This window comes from Burkholderia sp. 10_S31 (assembly GCF_056930375.1).
This window is the reverse complement of sequence record NZ_JBXOWK010000002.1, coordinates 775,105-790,881: the sequence shown is the minus strand read 5'-3', so window position 1 is coordinate 790,881 and position 15,777 is coordinate 775,105. Positions and strand designations below refer to the sequence as shown.

General features: G+C 67.8%; 11 protein-coding genes and 1 pseudogene. 11 read left to right on the top strand and 1 reads right to left on the bottom strand.

All coding sequences use genetic code 11. From position 1 onward, the window contains the following. The first annotated feature begins 18 nt into the window (after window positions 1–18). From AC1Z3W_RS18115 to AC1Z3W_RS18070, 10 genes are all read left to right on the top strand, one after another. On the top strand, window positions 19–1,602 hold the full coding sequence (locus AC1Z3W_RS18115; RefSeq protein ID WP_057927357.1) for an ABC transporter substrate-binding protein: 1,584 nt from the start codon (window positions 19–21) through the stop codon (window positions 1,600–1,602). A gap of 79 nt (window positions 1,603–1,681) precedes the next feature. Then, on the top strand, window positions 1,682–2,635 hold the full coding sequence (locus AC1Z3W_RS18110) for an ABC transporter permease (RefSeq protein WP_057927356.1): 954 nt from the start codon (window positions 1,682–1,684) through the stop codon (window positions 2,633–2,635). A gap of 30 nt (window positions 2,636–2,665) precedes the next feature. Beyond that, window positions 2,666–3,625 carry an ABC transporter permease gene (locus tag AC1Z3W_RS18105; protein WP_057927355.1) on the top strand — a complete coding sequence of 320 codons (960 nt, stop codon included), beginning with the start codon at window positions 2,666–2,668 and terminating at the stop codon, window positions 3,623–3,625. Continuing rightward, complete coding sequence (locus AC1Z3W_RS18100; protein ID WP_057927354.1) at window positions 3,625–5,499, top strand: ABC transporter ATP-binding protein; 1,875 nt, start codon at window positions 3,625–3,627, stop codon at window positions 5,497–5,499. Before AC1Z3W_RS18105 ends, AC1Z3W_RS18100 begins: the two co-directional genes overlap by 1 nt. Window positions 5,500–5,674: 175 nt before the next feature. Next, complete coding sequence (locus AC1Z3W_RS18095) at window positions 5,675–6,952, top strand: NAD(P)/FAD-dependent oxidoreductase (protein WP_483508152.1); 1,278 nt, start codon at window positions 5,675–5,677, stop codon at window positions 6,950–6,952. Between the two features lie 149 nt (window positions 6,953–7,101). After that, window positions 7,102–7,557: a helix-turn-helix domain-containing protein gene (locus AC1Z3W_RS18090; protein ID WP_124835036.1), complete on the top strand. Its 456-nt coding sequence runs from the start codon at window positions 7,102–7,104 to the stop codon at window positions 7,555–7,557. Between the two features lie 118 nt (window positions 7,558–7,675). Beyond that, the gene (locus tag AC1Z3W_RS18085; RefSeq protein ID WP_057927353.1) at window positions 7,676–8,410 is read left to right on the top strand and encodes a cupin domain-containing protein; all 735 of its coding nucleotides are present in this window, start codon (window positions 7,676–7,678) and stop codon (window positions 8,408–8,410) included. A 2-nt stretch (window positions 8,411–8,412) separates the two neighbouring features. Further along, window positions 8,413–9,738 carry an NAD(P)/FAD-dependent oxidoreductase gene (locus AC1Z3W_RS18080; RefSeq protein ID WP_057927352.1) on the top strand — a complete coding sequence of 442 codons (1,326 nt, stop codon included), beginning with the start codon at window positions 8,413–8,415 and terminating at the stop codon, window positions 9,736–9,738. Window positions 9,739–9,929: 191 nt separating this feature from the next. Beyond that, window positions 9,930–11,399: an aldehyde dehydrogenase family protein gene (locus tag AC1Z3W_RS18075; protein WP_057927351.1), complete on the top strand. Its 1,470-nt coding sequence runs from the start codon at window positions 9,930–9,932 to the stop codon at window positions 11,397–11,399. Window positions 11,400–11,468: 69 nt separating this feature from the next. Beyond that, window positions 11,469–12,656 carry a M20 aminoacylase family protein gene (locus AC1Z3W_RS18070; RefSeq protein ID WP_057927433.1) on the top strand — a complete coding sequence of 396 codons (1,188 nt, stop codon included), beginning with the start codon at window positions 11,469–11,471 and terminating at the stop codon, window positions 12,654–12,656. Between the two features lie 193 nt (window positions 12,657–12,849). On the opposite strand, the gene AC1Z3W_RS18065 is transcribed toward AC1Z3W_RS18070, so the two are convergent. Next, window positions 12,850–15,069, bottom strand: coding sequence for a LamG-like jellyroll fold domain-containing protein (locus AC1Z3W_RS18065; RefSeq protein ID WP_483508151.1), 2,220 nt, complete (start codon window positions 15,067–15,069; stop codon window positions 12,850–12,852). Window positions 15,070–15,556: 487 nt separating this feature from the next. Between AC1Z3W_RS18065 and AC1Z3W_RS18060 the strand changes: the two are divergent. Then, window positions 15,557–15,673: pseudogene (locus AC1Z3W_RS18060) on the top strand (YadA-like family protein); the annotation flags it as partial. Between the last annotated feature and the right edge of the window lie 104 nt (window positions 15,674–15,777).

Sequence of the window (15,777 nt, the reverse complement as noted above, 5' to 3'; positions counted from 1 at the left end):
CAGTCAGGAGCAGTTCGGATGAGCGACGATATCGACAACGGCGGCAAGGGCGGCATCACGCGCCGCGACATGATGCGGGTCATGGCGGCGAGCGGCATGATGGCCGTCGGCGGCGGCGGGCTGCTGACCGGCATGCAATCCGCATTCGCAGCACCGGCCGCCAAGCGCGGCGGCAAGATCCGGGTCGCGAACGAATCGAGTTCGACGGCCGATACGCTCGATCCGGCCAAGGGCTCGACGGGTGCCGACTACATCCGCTTCTTCATGTTCTACAGCGGCCTCACGCAGCTGGATCAAAGCCTCACGCCGCAGATGAATCTGGCCGAGTCGCTGCATACGACCGACGCGAAGACGTGGGTCATCAAGCTGCGCAAGGGCGTCACGTTCCACGACGGGAAATCGGTCGGCCCGGCCGACGTGGTGTTTTCGCTGATGCGCCACAAGAACCCGGCCACCGCGTCGAAGGTCAAGCCGCTCGCCGACCAGTTCGCCGATGCGAAGGCGAGCGGCCCGGACGAAGTCACGCTCACGCTCGCCAGCGCGAACGCCGACCTGCCGGTGATCCTCGCGACGCCGCAGCTCGTGATCGTCAAGGACGGCACGACCGACTTCGCGACCGCCATCGGCTGCGGCCCTTACAAGCTGAAATCGTTCAAGCCGGGCGTGTCGACCGTCGGCGTGCGCAACGACAGCTACTTCAAGCCGGGCAGGCCGTATCTCGACGAGATCGAGCTGATCGGCATCAGCGACAGCGCCGCGCGCCTGAACGCGCTGCTGTCGGGCGACGTGCACCTGATCAACGCGATCGATCCGCGCTCGACGCAGCGGGTTGCGTCGACGCCGGGCTACGCGCTGAAGGAAACCAAGTCGGGGCTCTATACCGACCTGATCATGCGCAGCGACAACCCGCTCGTCGCGAACCCCGATTTCGTCGAAGGGATGAAGTACCTGTTCGATCGCGAGCAGATCCGCTCGGCGGTGTTCCGCGGCTACTCGGTGATCGGCAACGACCAGCCGATTCCGCCGGGGCATCGCTACTTCAACGCGTCGCTGCCGCAGCGGCCGCACGATCCGGACAAGGCGAAATTCCTGTTCCAGAAGGCGGGCGCGCTGGGCGCCACACTGCCGCCGATCTATGCGACGTCCGACGCGAACGGCTCGATCGAAATGGCCGTGCTGCTGCAGCAGGCCGGCCAGAAGATCGGGCTGAACCTGCAGGTCAACCGCGCGTCGCCCGATGGCTACTGGTCGAACCACTGGATGAAGCACCCGCTCACCTTCGGCAACATCAACCCGCGCTCGAGCGCCGACGTGCTGTTCACGCAGTTCTTCAAGTCGGATGCGTCGTGGAACGAGTCGGGCTGGAAGAACGCGAAGTTCGACCAGCTGCTGCTCGCCGCGCGTTCGGAAACCGACGACGCGAAGCGCAAGCAGATGTACGGCGACATGCAGGTGATCGTGTCGCAACAGGGCCGCGTCGGCATTCCGGCCTTCATCAGCTTCCTCGACGGCTATGACAAGCGGCTCGCCGGTCTCGGTTCGATCCCGACCGGCGGGATGATGGGCTTCATGTTCGCCGAGAACGTGTGGTGGAACGCATGACGTTGTGGCTGGCGGCCGCCATGCGGCCGGTGCGGGTCACCGCGCCGGCCGCGCGCGGCCTTTTCGGGAGTGTCGCTTCATGAACCGAATTCTCATCGGCCTGATCGGCCGACGCATCGCGGTCACCGCGCTGACGTTGCTGATCGTGTCCGCGATCATCTTCACCATTACGAATCTGCTGCCGGGCGACGCCGCGCAGGCCGCCCTCGGCCAGTCGGCGACACCGGAGACGGTCGCCGCGCTGCGCCAGCAGTTCGGTCTCGACATGCCGGCGCACGTGCGTTACGTGCACTGGCTCGCCGGGCTGTTGCACGGCGATTTCGGTCGGTCGCTGTCCGGCGACATGCCGGTGTCCGAGATGATCGGCACACGCCTGCCGAAATCGCTCACGCTCGCGGCGATCACGACCGCCGTGTCGGTGCCGATCGCGCTGCTGCTCGGCATCCTCGCGGCCGTCAAGCGCGAGTCGGTGGTCGATCGCGCGATCAGCCTCGGCACGCTGTCGCTCGTCGCGACGCCGGAATTCCTGATCGCGACGGTCGCCGTGCTCTTGTTCGCGGTGAAATTGCGCTGGCTGTCCGCGCTGTCGTACAGCGGCCCGATCGAAAGCCTGCACGATTTCCTGCGTGCATATGCGATGCCGGTGCTGACGCTGTGCGCGGTCGTGATCGCGCAGATGGCACGCATGACGCGCGCCGCGGTGATCGAGCAGTTGAGCGCATCGTATGTCGAGATGGCCGTGTTGAAGGGCGCGAGTCCCGCACGCGTCGTGCTGCGCCATGCGCTGCCGAACGCGATCGGCCCGATCGCCAATGCGATCGCGTTGAGCCTGTCGTATCTGCTCGGCGGCGTGATCGTCGTCGAGACGATCTTCAACTATCCGGGTCTGGCGAGCCTGATGGTCGACGCCGTCAGCAACCGCGATTTCCCGCTGGTCCAGGCGTGCACGCTGATCTTCTGCGTCGCCTACCTGACGCTCGTGCTGTTCGCCGACCTGTGCTCGATCGTGTCGAACCCGCGACTGCGGACCTGAGCGCCCCGTCTTCCTTACGAGATGCCCACCATGCACCCGACCGAACCCGTACAACGCAGCAGTGCGCTGCCGCCGTCAGGCGATCAGCAACCACCGTGGGGCGGCGCGCCGCCGCCCGCCGCGCCGGCCCCCGACCAGCCGCGCAAGCGCCGCGCCCTCCGCGTGCAACTGACGACAGGCGGCCGCGTCGGCCTGTCGATGGTCGCCCTGATGCTGTTCGTCGCCGTGTTCGCGCCGCTGCTCGCGCCGCACGACGTCGGCGCGATCGTCACGACGGACGTGTTCGCGCCGTTCGGCGCGAAACTGCCGTTCGGCTCCGACTTCCTCGGCCGCGACATGCTGAGCCGGATCCTGTACGGCACGCGGCTGACCGTGCTGCTCGCGCTGGCCGCGGTGCTGCTCGCCGCGCTGACCGGCACGACGCTCGGGCTGCTCGCGACCGTGTCGGGCCGCGCGGTCGACGAGACGATGAGCCGGCTGCTCGACGCGCTCACGTCGATTCCGTCGAAGATGTTCGCGCTGATGTTCGTCGCCGCGTTCGGCTCGTCGCTGCCGCTGCTGGTCCTCACCGCCGCGGTCAGTTACATGCCCGGCTCGTACCGGATCGCGCGCGCGCTGGCGGTCAACATCAGCACGCTCGAATTCGTGCAGGTCGCGCGTGCACGCGGCGAGAGCGCGCTGTACATCGCCTGCGTCGAGATGCTGCCGAACATGATTCACCCGATGCTCGCGGATACCGGGCTGCGCTTCACGTTCGTCGTGCTGCTGCTGAGCGGCCTGAGCTTTCTCGGGCTCGGCGTGCAGCCGCCGTATGCGGACCTCGGCTCGCTCGTGCGCGAGAACATCGCCAGCCTCGGCGACGGCTCGGCCGTCGCGATCATGCCCGCGGTCGCGATCGCGATCCTGACGGTGGGCGTCAACCTGTTGATCGACGGCCTGCCGCATCGCGGCCGCCGTAAGGGCGCGGCCGCGGCCGCGGGAGAACACTGATGCGAGATGAATCGACTCCGCTCGTCGAGGTACGCGGGCTGCGCGTGGTCGGCGGCCGTCCGGGTGGCGCGGAAACGACGATCGTTCACGACGTCGACTTCGACATCGGGCGCGGCGAGGTGCTCGCGCTGATCGGCGAGTCCGGCTCGGGCAAGACGACGATCGCGCTGTCGCTGATGGGGCATGCGCGCGCCGGTTGCCGGATCGCCGGCGGCTCGGTGAAGATCGGCGGCACGGACGTGTGCGCGCTGTCCGCGCAGGCGCTGACCGCATTGCGCGGCCGCCGCGTCGCGTATATCGCGCAGAGCGCGGCCGCCGCGTTCAACCCGTCGCGCACGATCCTCGACCAGGTGATCGAGAGCGCGCTGATCCACAAGACGCTGTCGAAGCGCGACGCGCAGGCGAAGGCGGTCGAGCTGTTCCGCGCGCTCGCGCTGCCCGAGCCGGAAACGATCGGCAAGCGCTATCCGCACCAGGTGTCGGGCGGCCAGCTGCAGCGGCTGATGGCCGCGATGGCGCTGATCACCGATCCGGAGCTGGTGATCCTCGACGAGCCCACCACCGCGCTCGACGTGACCACGCAGATCGACGTGCTGCAGGCGTTCAAGAGCGTGATCCGGCGCTACGGGATGAGTGCGGTGTACGTGTCGCACGATCTGGCGGTGGTCGCGCAGATGGCCGACCGGATCGTCGTGCTGAGCGACGGCGTGATCCGCGAGTCGGGCGATACCGAACAGATCCTGCATGCGCCAGCGCACCCGTATACGCAAAGCCTGATCGCGGCCGTCACGCCGGCCGATGCCGAACGCGACGCCAAGGCGGCGCGCGCCGCACCGGCGCCGCTGCTCGACGTGCGCGGCGCGATCGCCGGCTACGGCGGTCGTACCGCGACGGGCTGGCCCGCGAAGGTGATCCTGCACGAAGTGGACCTGCGCATCGGGCGCGGGCAGACGGTCGGCGTGATCGGCGAGTCGGGCTCCGGCAAGACGACGCTCGCGAAGGTGATCGCGGGTCTCGTGCCCGCGACGGGCGGACAGATCCTGCTCGACGGCGAGCCGCTCGCGCTCGACATCGGCAAGCGCACCAAGGAGCAGCACCGCCGCGTGCAGATCGTGTTCCAGAACGCCGATACCGCGCTCAATCCGGTGCATACCGTCGAGCGCACGCTCGCGCGGCCGCTCGCGTTCTATCACGGGATCAAGGGCGCGCGTGCGCGGCAGCGCGTCGCGGAACTGCTCGAACTCGTGCGGCTGCCGCAGGCGGTGGCCGCGCGGCGCACCGGCGAGCTGTCCGGCGGACAGAAGCAGCGCGTGAACCTGGCGCGTGCGCTCGCGGCCGAGCCCGACCTGATCCTGTGCGACGAGGTGACGTCGGCGCTCGACACCGTGGTCGGTGCCGCGATCATGGATTTGCTGCGCGACCTGCAGGCGAAGCTCGGTGTGTCGTATGTGTTCATCACGCACGACATCGCGAAAGTGCGCGCGATCAGCGACGACATCGTCGTGCTGTATGCGGGCCGTCGTGTCGAGACGGGCAGCCGAGATGCGCTGTGCGCGCCGCCTTATCACCCGTATTCGCACCTGCTCGTGTCGTCCGCGCCGGAGCTGCGCGCGGGCTGGCTCGACGATGCGGCCGAGCGTTGCCACCGGCCGCTGGTGCCGATCGGCGCGAGCGCCGACGATGCCGAGCTGTGTCCGTTCCTGTCGCGCTGCGCGATGCGGGTGGACGGCGTATGCAACCGGACCGCCCCCGCGCTGCGCACGCTCGAGAACGGCGCGCAGGTGCTGTGCCATCGCAGCGAGGAAGACCTCGCGCGCTTCCAGGCGGAGCCGGGGCAGGCCGACGTCGCGCCGGCGCAGCCGGTGCGTCTGTAGCGCGCGGGCCGCGGCAGCGGACGTCCCGCATAGTCTGCTGCGGCGGTCGCGCAAAACGGAGATTTGTACGCGCGCCGCGCGCGAATACGCGGCAACTGCGCTTTTTGACGGTGATTAAATAACTTGCAATGAACGGCCGTTGCGTGCCGTCGCCGGAATGCAAAAGAAGGATCCGATGAAACTGGAATCGTACTGGCTGGATACTCGCCCCGCGTTTCGCGCCGGCAGCGAAGGGCCCGTCGAAGGGCGCGCGGACGTGGTCGTGATCGGTGGCGGCTTCACCGGGTTGTCGGCGGCGCTCGCGCTCGCGCAGCGCGGCGTATCGGTGGTCGTGCTCGAAGCCGCGCAGGTCGCGGGCGAAGCGTCGGGCCGCAACGGCGGCCAGTGCAATACCGGCGTCGCGCAGGACTATGCGTCGCTTGCCGCGCGAATCGGTGTCGAGCAGGCGAAACGGTTCTATCGCGCGTACGAAAGCGCGGTGAAGAGCGTCGAGACGATCGTCGCCGAGCACGCGATCGACTGCGACTTCCGGCGTGCGGGCAAGCTGAAGCTCGCCGCGAAGCCGCAGCATTTCGCGGGGCTCGCCAAGACCTTCGACGCGTTGCGGCACGACGTCGATCCGGACATCGAATTGATCGAGCCGTCGCGGATCCGCGATGAAGTCGGCTCCGACGGTTTCCACGGCGGCCTGTTGCAGCGCAATGGCGCGCAGATGCACATGGGCAAGTTCGGCGTCGGGCTCGCGCACGCAGCCGTGCAGGCGGGCGCCCGCGTCTACGAGCATGCGGCGGTCACGCAGCTCGAGCGGCTCGACGGCGAGCGCCACACGCTCACCACCTCGCGCGGCACGATCGTCGCCGATCGCGTGCTGGTCGCGACCGGCGCATCGCAGCACGGGCCGTTCGCGTGGTTCCGGCGGCGCATCGCGCCGGTCGGCAGCTTCATCGTCGTCACCGAGCCGCTGCCCGACGCGCAGTTGAACCGCCTGTTCCCGCATCGCCGTGCCTACGTGACGTCGCGCCAGATCGGCAACTACTTCCGCGTGACGCCCGACAACCGGCTGCTGTTCGGCGGCCGCGCGCGCTTCGCGATGTCGAGCCCGCACTCCGACGCGAAAAGCGGCGACATCCTGCGCGCCGGCATGGCCGACTATTTCCCCGAGCTGGCCAAGGTGCGGCTCGATTTCTGCTGGGGCGGGCTGGTCGACATCACCGCCGACCGGCTGCCGCGCGCGGGCCAGCACGACGGACTCTATTACTCGATGGGCTACAGCGGCCACGGCGTGCAGATGTCCGTGCACATGGGCCGCGTGATGGCCGACGTGCTGTACGGCGCGGCCGCGTCGAATCCGTGGCGCGAGCTCGACTGGCCGGCCATACCCGGCCATTTCGGGCACGCGTGGTTCCTGCCGATCGTCGGCGCGTATTACCGGATGCAGGACTTCCTGCACTGAAGCCAGCGCTCCGGAGGATTCGATATGAAAGTGCGCTTTGTTTGTTCGCTCGCCGCTCGCGCGGCCGATACGTCGATCGAGCCGTCTCCGATCGTGGGCTTCGCCGCGCCGGCCGCTATCGTGCAGGCGGCGGCATGAGGACGGAGATCATGGCCATCCCGTTCCACGATCCGCTCGAGGGCGTGACGCCCCGCACGCCTCGTGTCGCGCGGCCCGTATCGACCGCGATCGGCGACGTGCTGCGCACGATCGACGCGTCGTTCGCGCAGCCGCTGAACCTCGACACGCTCGCGGCTGTGGCCGGGTTGAGCGTGTCGCGCTTCACCGCGCGCTTTCGCAGCGAAACCGGGTTGTCGCCGCACCGGTATCTGTGCCTCGTGCGTGTGCGGCGTGCGCAGGACTTGCTGCGCGCCGGTCTCGCACCGTCGGTCGTCGCGACCGACGTCGGTTTTTTCGATCAGAGCCATCTGTGCCGGCATTTCCGGCGGGTGCTCGGGATCACGCCGCGCGACTACGTGCACACGCGGCCGGGCGGCGCGCCGGCGCGAACGTCGTCGACGCGCCCGCGCGCCGAACGCCGCGACGTGTCGTGTCACGCCGCGTAGGCGCCAAGCGCGGGCGGCGTGCCGCCCGCGGGTTTCCGGCTCGATGCCGGTGAACGACGATTTCCGATATCGCGCGACGGGTTTCGACCAGGCCGCCGCGCATTGCACAGGAGCAGGAATGACTGCAGCTTTCGTGTTGCATCGTGCCGACGGCACACTTTCTTCAACCGCGTTCCGCAAGCGGGCGTTCGGCGAGAACGATCCCTTCGCGCCACATCGGGAAATTGCGTGGGAAGGGCCCGACGCGATGGCCGCGGGGCGTATCGGCTTCGTCGGCGAGCTCGACGTGGCGAGCTTTCCGCACATCGAGACCCTCGTGGTCGTCGAAGGCGAGCTGACACTCGAAGCGGCCGGGGCCGCGCCGCTGGTGCTCGGCCCGCGCGAGGGGGTGGTGATCGGCGGCGGCACCGCGCTTCGCATCACGGCGCAAGCGCCCGTGCTGTTGACGTTCTGCGCCGCCGCGTGCACGAGACCGACGAAGCAGGGCCTCTTTCCGTTGCGCGCCGACGCGGACTTCAAGCCGTCGTCGACGCTGCCCGCGGAGGTGCTGCTCGGGCCCGCGCCGCAATGCCGCAGCGACAACGTGTTCCTCGACGACGGTGCCGAGTGCTGCGCGGGCACGTGGGATTCGACGCCCTATCACCGCATCATTCGCCCGCATCGCGTGAACGAGTTCATGTTGCTGCTGGACGGCAGCGTACGGTTCGCCGCGCCCGACGGCAGCGTGCTGTCGCTCGGCGCCGGCGACGCGCTGTTCGTGCCGCGCGGTGCATCGATCGGGTGGGAAAGCAGCGAACGCGTGGCGAAGTTCTACGTTGTGCAAAACGTCCAAGCATCCACCGACCGAGACTGAACATGTCCCCTCCGCTGCGCCATATAGAAACTTCGCCCACGCCGCCGGCTTCGGCCGACGTCGTCGTGATCGGCGGTGGCATCATCGGCGTCTTCACCGCCTACTACCTCGCCCGGCGCGGGATGTCGGTCGCGCTGGTCGAGAAGGGCCGAATCGGCGCCGAGCAGTCGAGCCGCAACTGGGGCTGGTGCCGGCAGCAGAACCGCGACGCGCGCGAGCTGCCGATGGCGAGCAAGAGCATCGATCTGTGGGAACGATTCGCCGCCGAAACCGGCGAGGACACGGGCTTTCATCGCTGCGGGCTGCTGTATCTGAGCAATGACGAGGCCGAGCTGTCGCGCTGGGCCAGCTGGGGCGACTTCGCGAAGACCGCCGGCGTGACGACGTACATGCTCGACAGCAAGCAAGCCGGCGAGCGCGGGCATGCGACCGGTCGGTCGTGGAAAGGCGGCGTGTTCTCGCCGAGCGACGGCACGGCCGATCCGGGCAAGGCCGCGCCGGCCGTGGCCGCCGCACTGATGAAGCTCGGCGGCAGCGTTCACCAGCACTGCGCCGCGCGCGGGATCGAACTCGAGGGCGGGCGCGTCAGCGCCGTCGTCACGGAGGCGGGCGTCATCAAGACCCGGACGGTCGTGCTCGCGGGCGGTGCGTGGGCGTCGTCGTTCTGCCGCCAGCTCGGTATCCGTTTTCCGCAGGCGTCGATCCGTCAGTCGATCCTGAGCGTGTCGCCCGTCGAGCATCCGCTGCCGGATGCGCTGTATACGTCCGGCGTGTCCGTGACGCGCCGCTGCGACGGACGCTACGCGCTGGCGATCAGCGGCCGCGCGCGCGTGGACCTGACGCCGCAGTTCCTGCGCTTCGCGCCGCAATTCGTGCCGATGTTCGCGAAGCGCTGGCGCAATCTTCTGCCGGGCGGCCTCGAAGGGGTGCGCGGCGGCCATGAAACGCTGAAGCGCTGGCGCCTCGATGCGCCGACGCCGATGGAGGCGGTACGCATTCTGGATCCGAAGCCCGACATGCCGACGGTCGCCGAAACATACCGCCGTGCGGTCGAACTGCTGCCCGAACTTCGCGAAGCGACGATCACGCACGCATGGGCCGGGTACGTCGACAGCACGCCGGACGGCGTGCCGGGTATCGGCGAAGTGCCGGGCGTGCCGGGATTGATCCTGGCGGCAGGTTTTTCCGGGCACGGCTTCGGCATCGGCCCCGGTGCCGGTCACCTGATCGCGGATCTCGCCACGGGCGCGGAGCCGATCGTGGACCCGGTACCGTATCGGCCGGGCCGGTTCGTCGATTCCGCATGGGGCAAGGTTGCCGATTTCTAGTTTTGAAGCCATTTCGCGGACGATGGCGGCGGACTCCGGACTCCGGACTCCGGACTCGTGTGGGTCCGGACCGTCGAACGAAGGAAGCCGGCCGATCCTGCGATGGCGGATGGCCGCGGTGCTTCACGGCCGCTTCGGCAAGCGATGGTTTCCGCCGTTCGTCGGCGCATGGTATGCAAGGACACCCTGAAATGAATTCACCCGACAATTCACCGGTTCGTCACCTGATGGAAGCCGGCAGGCTGGATCGCTTCTTCATCGACGGCGACTGGGTCTTGCCCGACGGCGGCGACCGGTTCGCGGTCGTTTGCCCGTCCACCGAAGAAACGCTGTGCGACATCCCGCTCGGGAGCGCGCGCGACGCCGACCGCGCGGTGCAGGCCGCGCGCAACGCTTTCGAACGCTGGGCCGCGACGTCGCCGCAGCAACGCGCCGCGCTGCTCGACCGCGTGCATGCGTTGATGCTGGAGCGCGCCGAGCAGTTCGCCACGGCGCTCGCGCTGGAGATGGGCGCGCCGATCAGCTATGCACGCGGCGCCCATGTGCCGCTCGCGGCCGAACATATCCGGGTCGCGCGCGACAATCTGGCCAGTTATCCGTTCCTGAAGCAGCGCGGGACGACCGCGATCGCGCGCGAGCCGATCGGCGTATGCGCGCTGATCACGCCGTGGAACTGGCCGATCTATCAGATCACGGCGAAGGTCGGCCCGGCGCTCGCGGCGGGCTGCACGGTGGTGCTGAAACCGAGCGAGCTGTCGCCGCTCAGCGCGTTGCTGTTTGCCGAAGTGATCGCCGATGCGGGCGTGCCCGCGGGCGTATTCAACCTGGTGAGCGGCAGTGGTGAGGAAGTGGGCGCCGCGCTTTCGTCGCACCCGCAGGTCGACATGGTGTCGATCACCGGGTCGACGCGTGCCGGCGTGCTGGTTGCGCAGGCGGCGGCGCCGACCGTCAAGCGCGTCGCGCAGGAGCTCGGCGGCAAGTCGCCGAACATCGTGCTGCCCGATGCGGACCTGTCGCGCGCGATCGCGCCGGGCGTGGCCGCCGCGTTCCGGAACATGGGCCAGTCGTGCAGCGCGCCGACCCGAATGATCGTGCCGCGCAGCGTGCTCGGCGCGGTAGAGGAGCTGGCCGTCGCGGCAATGGAGCAGATGATCGTCGGCGATCCGTTCGCCGAGGCGACGACGCATGGGCCGCTGGCCAATCGCGCGCAGTTCGGCCGGGTCGGGCAGATGATCGATGCAGGCATCGACGAACGGGCGAAGCTCATCGCTGGCGGGCCCGAACGGCCCGCCGGTTTGGATCGCGGTTTTTATGTGCGGCCGACGATCTTTTCCGACGTTCGCACCGACATGACGATCGCGCAGCAGGAGATCTTCGGTCCGGTCCTCGCGATCCTGCCTTACGACACCGTCGACGAAGCCGTTGCGATCGCGAACGATACCGTCTATGGGCTCGGCGCGCATGTGCAGGGCACCGACAAGGAACGCGCGCGCGCGGTGGCCGCGCGCATCCGGTCGGGCCAGGTGCATCTGAACTACCCGGCTTGGGACCCGCAGGCGCCGTTCGGCGGGTACAAGCAGTCGGGCAACGGCCGCGAGTACGGGATCGAAGGGATGGAAGAGTATATGGAGGTCAAGTCGATCGTGGGCTTCTACGACTGACGCAGTTGCCGCGCGCGAACGCGGCGGCCGTGTCGAATGGAAGCCGTCTATTTTCCGAAGGTGCCGAAATTGGAAAACCCCGTCATCCCCGAAGCGTCGCTGCGCGCGCATCACGCGCACTGGGCGAGATTGCGGCGCGACCTGCATGCGCATCCCGAATTGCGATTCGAAGAACACAGGACAGCCGACGTCGTGGCCCGCGAGCTCGAAGCGCTCGGCTATGCGGTGTCGCGCGGTCTGGGCGGCACGGGCGTCGTCGCGAGCCTGCCCGGTGCGGATCCGGGCCGGGGAATCGTGCTGCGCGCCGATCTGGATGCGTTGCCGATTCACGAAGCGAATGACTTCGCGCATGCGTCGTGCGCGCACGGGATCATGCACGCGTGCGGGCACGACGGCCATACCGTCATGTTGCTTGGAGCCGCGCGCGTGCTGAAGGACTTGCCGCAGCTGCCGGGCACGGTTCATTTCGTGTTTCAGCCCGGAGAAGAGGGCGGCGCGGGCGCGCGCAAGATGATCGACGACGGGCTGTTCGAGCAATATCCGACGGAAGCGGTATTCGGCATGCACAACTGGCCGGGTTTGCCTGCCGGGCATTTCGGGTTGCGCACCGGGCCGATCATGGCCGCGGGCTCGCGGTTCAGGATCACGGTAACCGGCAAAGGCGCGCATGCGGCCCAGCCGCATCTGGGCATCGATCCCGTGCCGCTCGCCTGTTCGATGGTGCTGCAATGCCAGACCATCGCCGCGCGGCACAAGGATCCGGTGGATCCCGCCGTCATTTCCGTCTGCATGTTCCATGCGGGAACGACGGACAACGTCATTCCGGACAGCGCCGAGCTGCGCGGGACGATCCGCACGCTGTCGTCGACACTGCAGCAACAGCTGCAGCGCGATATCCAGCTCATGTGCGAGGGGCTGGCCGGCGCCTATGGCGCGCAGGTCGACGTCGAGTTCTTTCAGTACTACCCCGCGACGGTCAACACGCCGGCCGAGACGGCGCTCTGCGAAGCGGTGATTCGCGACACGTTCGGCGATGAACGCCTGTACCGCGACGTGCCGCCGAACATGACCTCCGAAGATTTCGGCTTCATGCTGGAGGAGCGCCCCGGCGCGTACGTGCTGATCGGCAATGCGCCGGGCGGAGCGGCCGCCCCGGCGCTGCATCACCCGAAATACGATTTCAACGACGACATCATTCCGGCCGGGGTCCGGTATTGGGTTGCTCTGGCGCAGCGTTACTTCGGTACCTGCCGCTGAGCGTGATCCCGGAGGCAGGCGGTTTCGCCGATCGAAATCACTTCACGCCGACTTTCACGCGATTGACCGGCGTGAGCCCATGCACACGGCGCGCGAAAAATCCTTGATTATCGCGACGAGTGACGCCGCGGGATGCTGCGGCACTCGTCGCGATATCGGGCGCCGCCGCTGAACCCATGCACGCCGGCGCCCATCACGCGCCCTGCGCGAGCGCCTTTACCTGCTCGGCCGTCAGCGCGCCGCGATGAATGCGGAATTCGTCGATCATGCCGTTGAAGAACGGATCGCCCGGATACTGCGAACGTCCGATCCAGTTCTGCGCGGTTCTCCCGACGCGCCATGGCGCGAAGATGACGTCGCTTGCCGAGCCGATCGCGGCGCCGTTCAGATAGAGCGTCGCGGTCGCGGCCGACAGCGTGACCGCGACGTGCGCCCATTGCCCGGCCGGCAGTGCGGTGCTGCCGTCGACTACGCGCTCGCCATGTCCGCCGTTGGTCGTGATCGCGAAGCGCATCGTCCCGCGTGAGCTCTTCGGCGTGACGAACAGATAGCGCCCGGTGCCCGAACCGAAATCGAAGATGCGGGCCCACGTCTGCCCGCCGCGCCAGTTGACCCACGCCGCGATCGTGAAATCCGACACATCGGCGACGATGTCGTTCGGCAGTGCGACGTAGCCGGTCAAGCCGTCGAGCGACACCGCATTGCCGAGCTTGCCCGTGACGCGCGATGCGCCGCCGGCGAGCGTGCCCGCATGGCCGGTGCCGCTCGCGTCCGCGGCGCTCGTGCCGCTTGTCTCGTCGAACGACAGCAGCGTATGCAGTTGCAGCGCCGTCGATGCGGCGAGTTCCGGCGAATTCGCGGATTCGCCCGCGGCGTTGCGCGCGCTGATCACGTAGTACCACACGCCTGACGCCGGGCTGTCGGTGTACGTCAACGGATCGACGATGCCGCTTGCGACGGTCGTATACGGACCGCCAGGGACGGACGCACGTTTCACGTCATAGCTCGCTGCGTTTGCGACACCCCACCACGACAGCACGACCTGCCCGGCGGCCGGCCACGCGGTCAGCCCGCTCGGTGCGGTTGCGGGCGCAACGGGGTCGCGCGTGCAGGTCAGCATGCCGTAGCCGAGCTGATCGTAGCCGCCGCTCGCTTCGCCGTAGTTGCCGCCGCCGCCCTCGGGCTGGATCGCGCGGGCGAACTTCTCGGACCACGGCGCGGCCAGCCCCTTGCGGTTCACGTAGTGGTTGTAGACGAGCGCCCAGCACGGACGGATCGTCCCCTGGCTGGCGGTCGAGAACTGCGCTTGCGTCACGTCGACGTTCGCGTACGGCACGTACGGCACCGGGAGGAACGTGCCGTCCGGCTGCACGAGGTTCGCCTTCGCGACGTATTCGGCACCCGCGAGAAAACGGTTGTTGTCGTGGCCGTACAGGTCGATGCCCTGGTTCCACGCCATTTCGCAGATCGTGCCGCCGAGCGCGATGCCGAGCGTGTTGTGCCCCTGGTCGCGGCCGGACTCCTGCCATTGGCCGAGATGGCCGGGATGCAGGTAGTAGACCGCCTGCGCGATCGCGCCGTTGCCCGGCCCGTCGATGAAGTAGTTGACGGCTGCGTCGAACTTCGCGTGGTCGTCGCACAGCACGCCGATCGCCATCATCGATGCGATGTTGCACAGATCCCAGTTCGCCCAGTAGTGCGTGATGTCCGTGCCGTTGTGGCGAGTCAGGAAGTCGGCGTTGATCGGGTAGAACTTGTCGGCCATCATCGCCTGGAACGCGGCGAAGTCGGCCGCGGCCCAGCCGGGATAAGTGCGCATGATTTCGCCCGCGTTCGCGAATTCGTAGCCGTAGATGCCGGCCGCGAGATCGACGTTCGAGTCGCCGGCGAGGTTCTGCAGCGTCGACGACCACGCGTTCATGATCTGCACGGCCTTGTTCGCATACGCAACTGCGGTATTGCCCGAGATCTTCCAGCGCAGCGCGCATGCGTAGGCGGCCGCGATGTCCTTGTACAGCACCGGGTAGTTCTGCGCGCCGGTGCCGCCGCGCGTGACGACGGCCTGCGGGCGCGGCGACCACGTCAGCTGCGCATGACTGTTCGCGATCAGCGTGTTCCAGCCTTCCAGCCAGGGCGACGCGGCGGCCGCCACCTTCTGCGCGATCCGGTCGAAATCCGCTTGCGTGTGCAGCAGGCCCGGATGCGCGAACGCTTCGTTCGTGGCAATGGCCGGGGTGCCGGTCGCCATGCGCGCGAGCGCACGGTTGCCGGCCGCGGCGACCGCGGTGCCGGCGGCGCTTTCGCTTGCCCCCGTGCCGCCGCATGCGGAAAGCGCGAGCGCGCCGATGCTGTAAAGGAACGTGCGCCGGGAAATGTGCACACCGGATTCAAGTCGAAGCCGCGAGTCGTTCATGTTGCGTTCGTTCCTTCCTTGACGGGACCCGGTTGAAATGAGGCAGCGCCCACGTGAAATCAGTCATCGCATGACGACGCGGATTGTACTGGAAGGATCGGCTTTTTCGATGACCTGTTCGTCACGACACGACATATTTTTCGGATGCCGATTGTAATGATTTTGTTTATTAATATGCTAATAATGGGCGATAAAATGACGATTGATACGTTTGCGAGATATGATCGTCGTCGGCTGCCGGGATGGAGGCTTTTCAGGTGTGCAAAGCGATGGATTCCTACTATTTAATAGTGTTGTCATACGACGGATGACATGAAAAGGGTCTCACATCGCGATGCACGCCCGCGGGTCGCAGGCCGACGCGCACCGACTCGTGCGCGACAGGTCCGGCGATAAAGCATGTCTTGGCTGGCAGGGCCGCGACAGCACGACGGAGCGTGTCGAAACGACGGGAATGGAGGCAGGCTCGGTGCGACGCGCAATCGCGTTCGCGGCCGGCTATTCGTACGTGACGGAGAGCAATCGCTGGGCCGTCAAGGCGTCGGTGACGGGCAACACGCGGTCGGACTTCGGTGCGGTGGTGGGCGCAGGGTATCGGTTCTGATGCGACGCGAAGTGCATTGACCGTCGCGGGCGTCGGGCCTGCGAATAATGCCCGACGCCTCAGGCTGCTTCGACGACGACAGGGGCCCCGGGGGCGGAATGCCG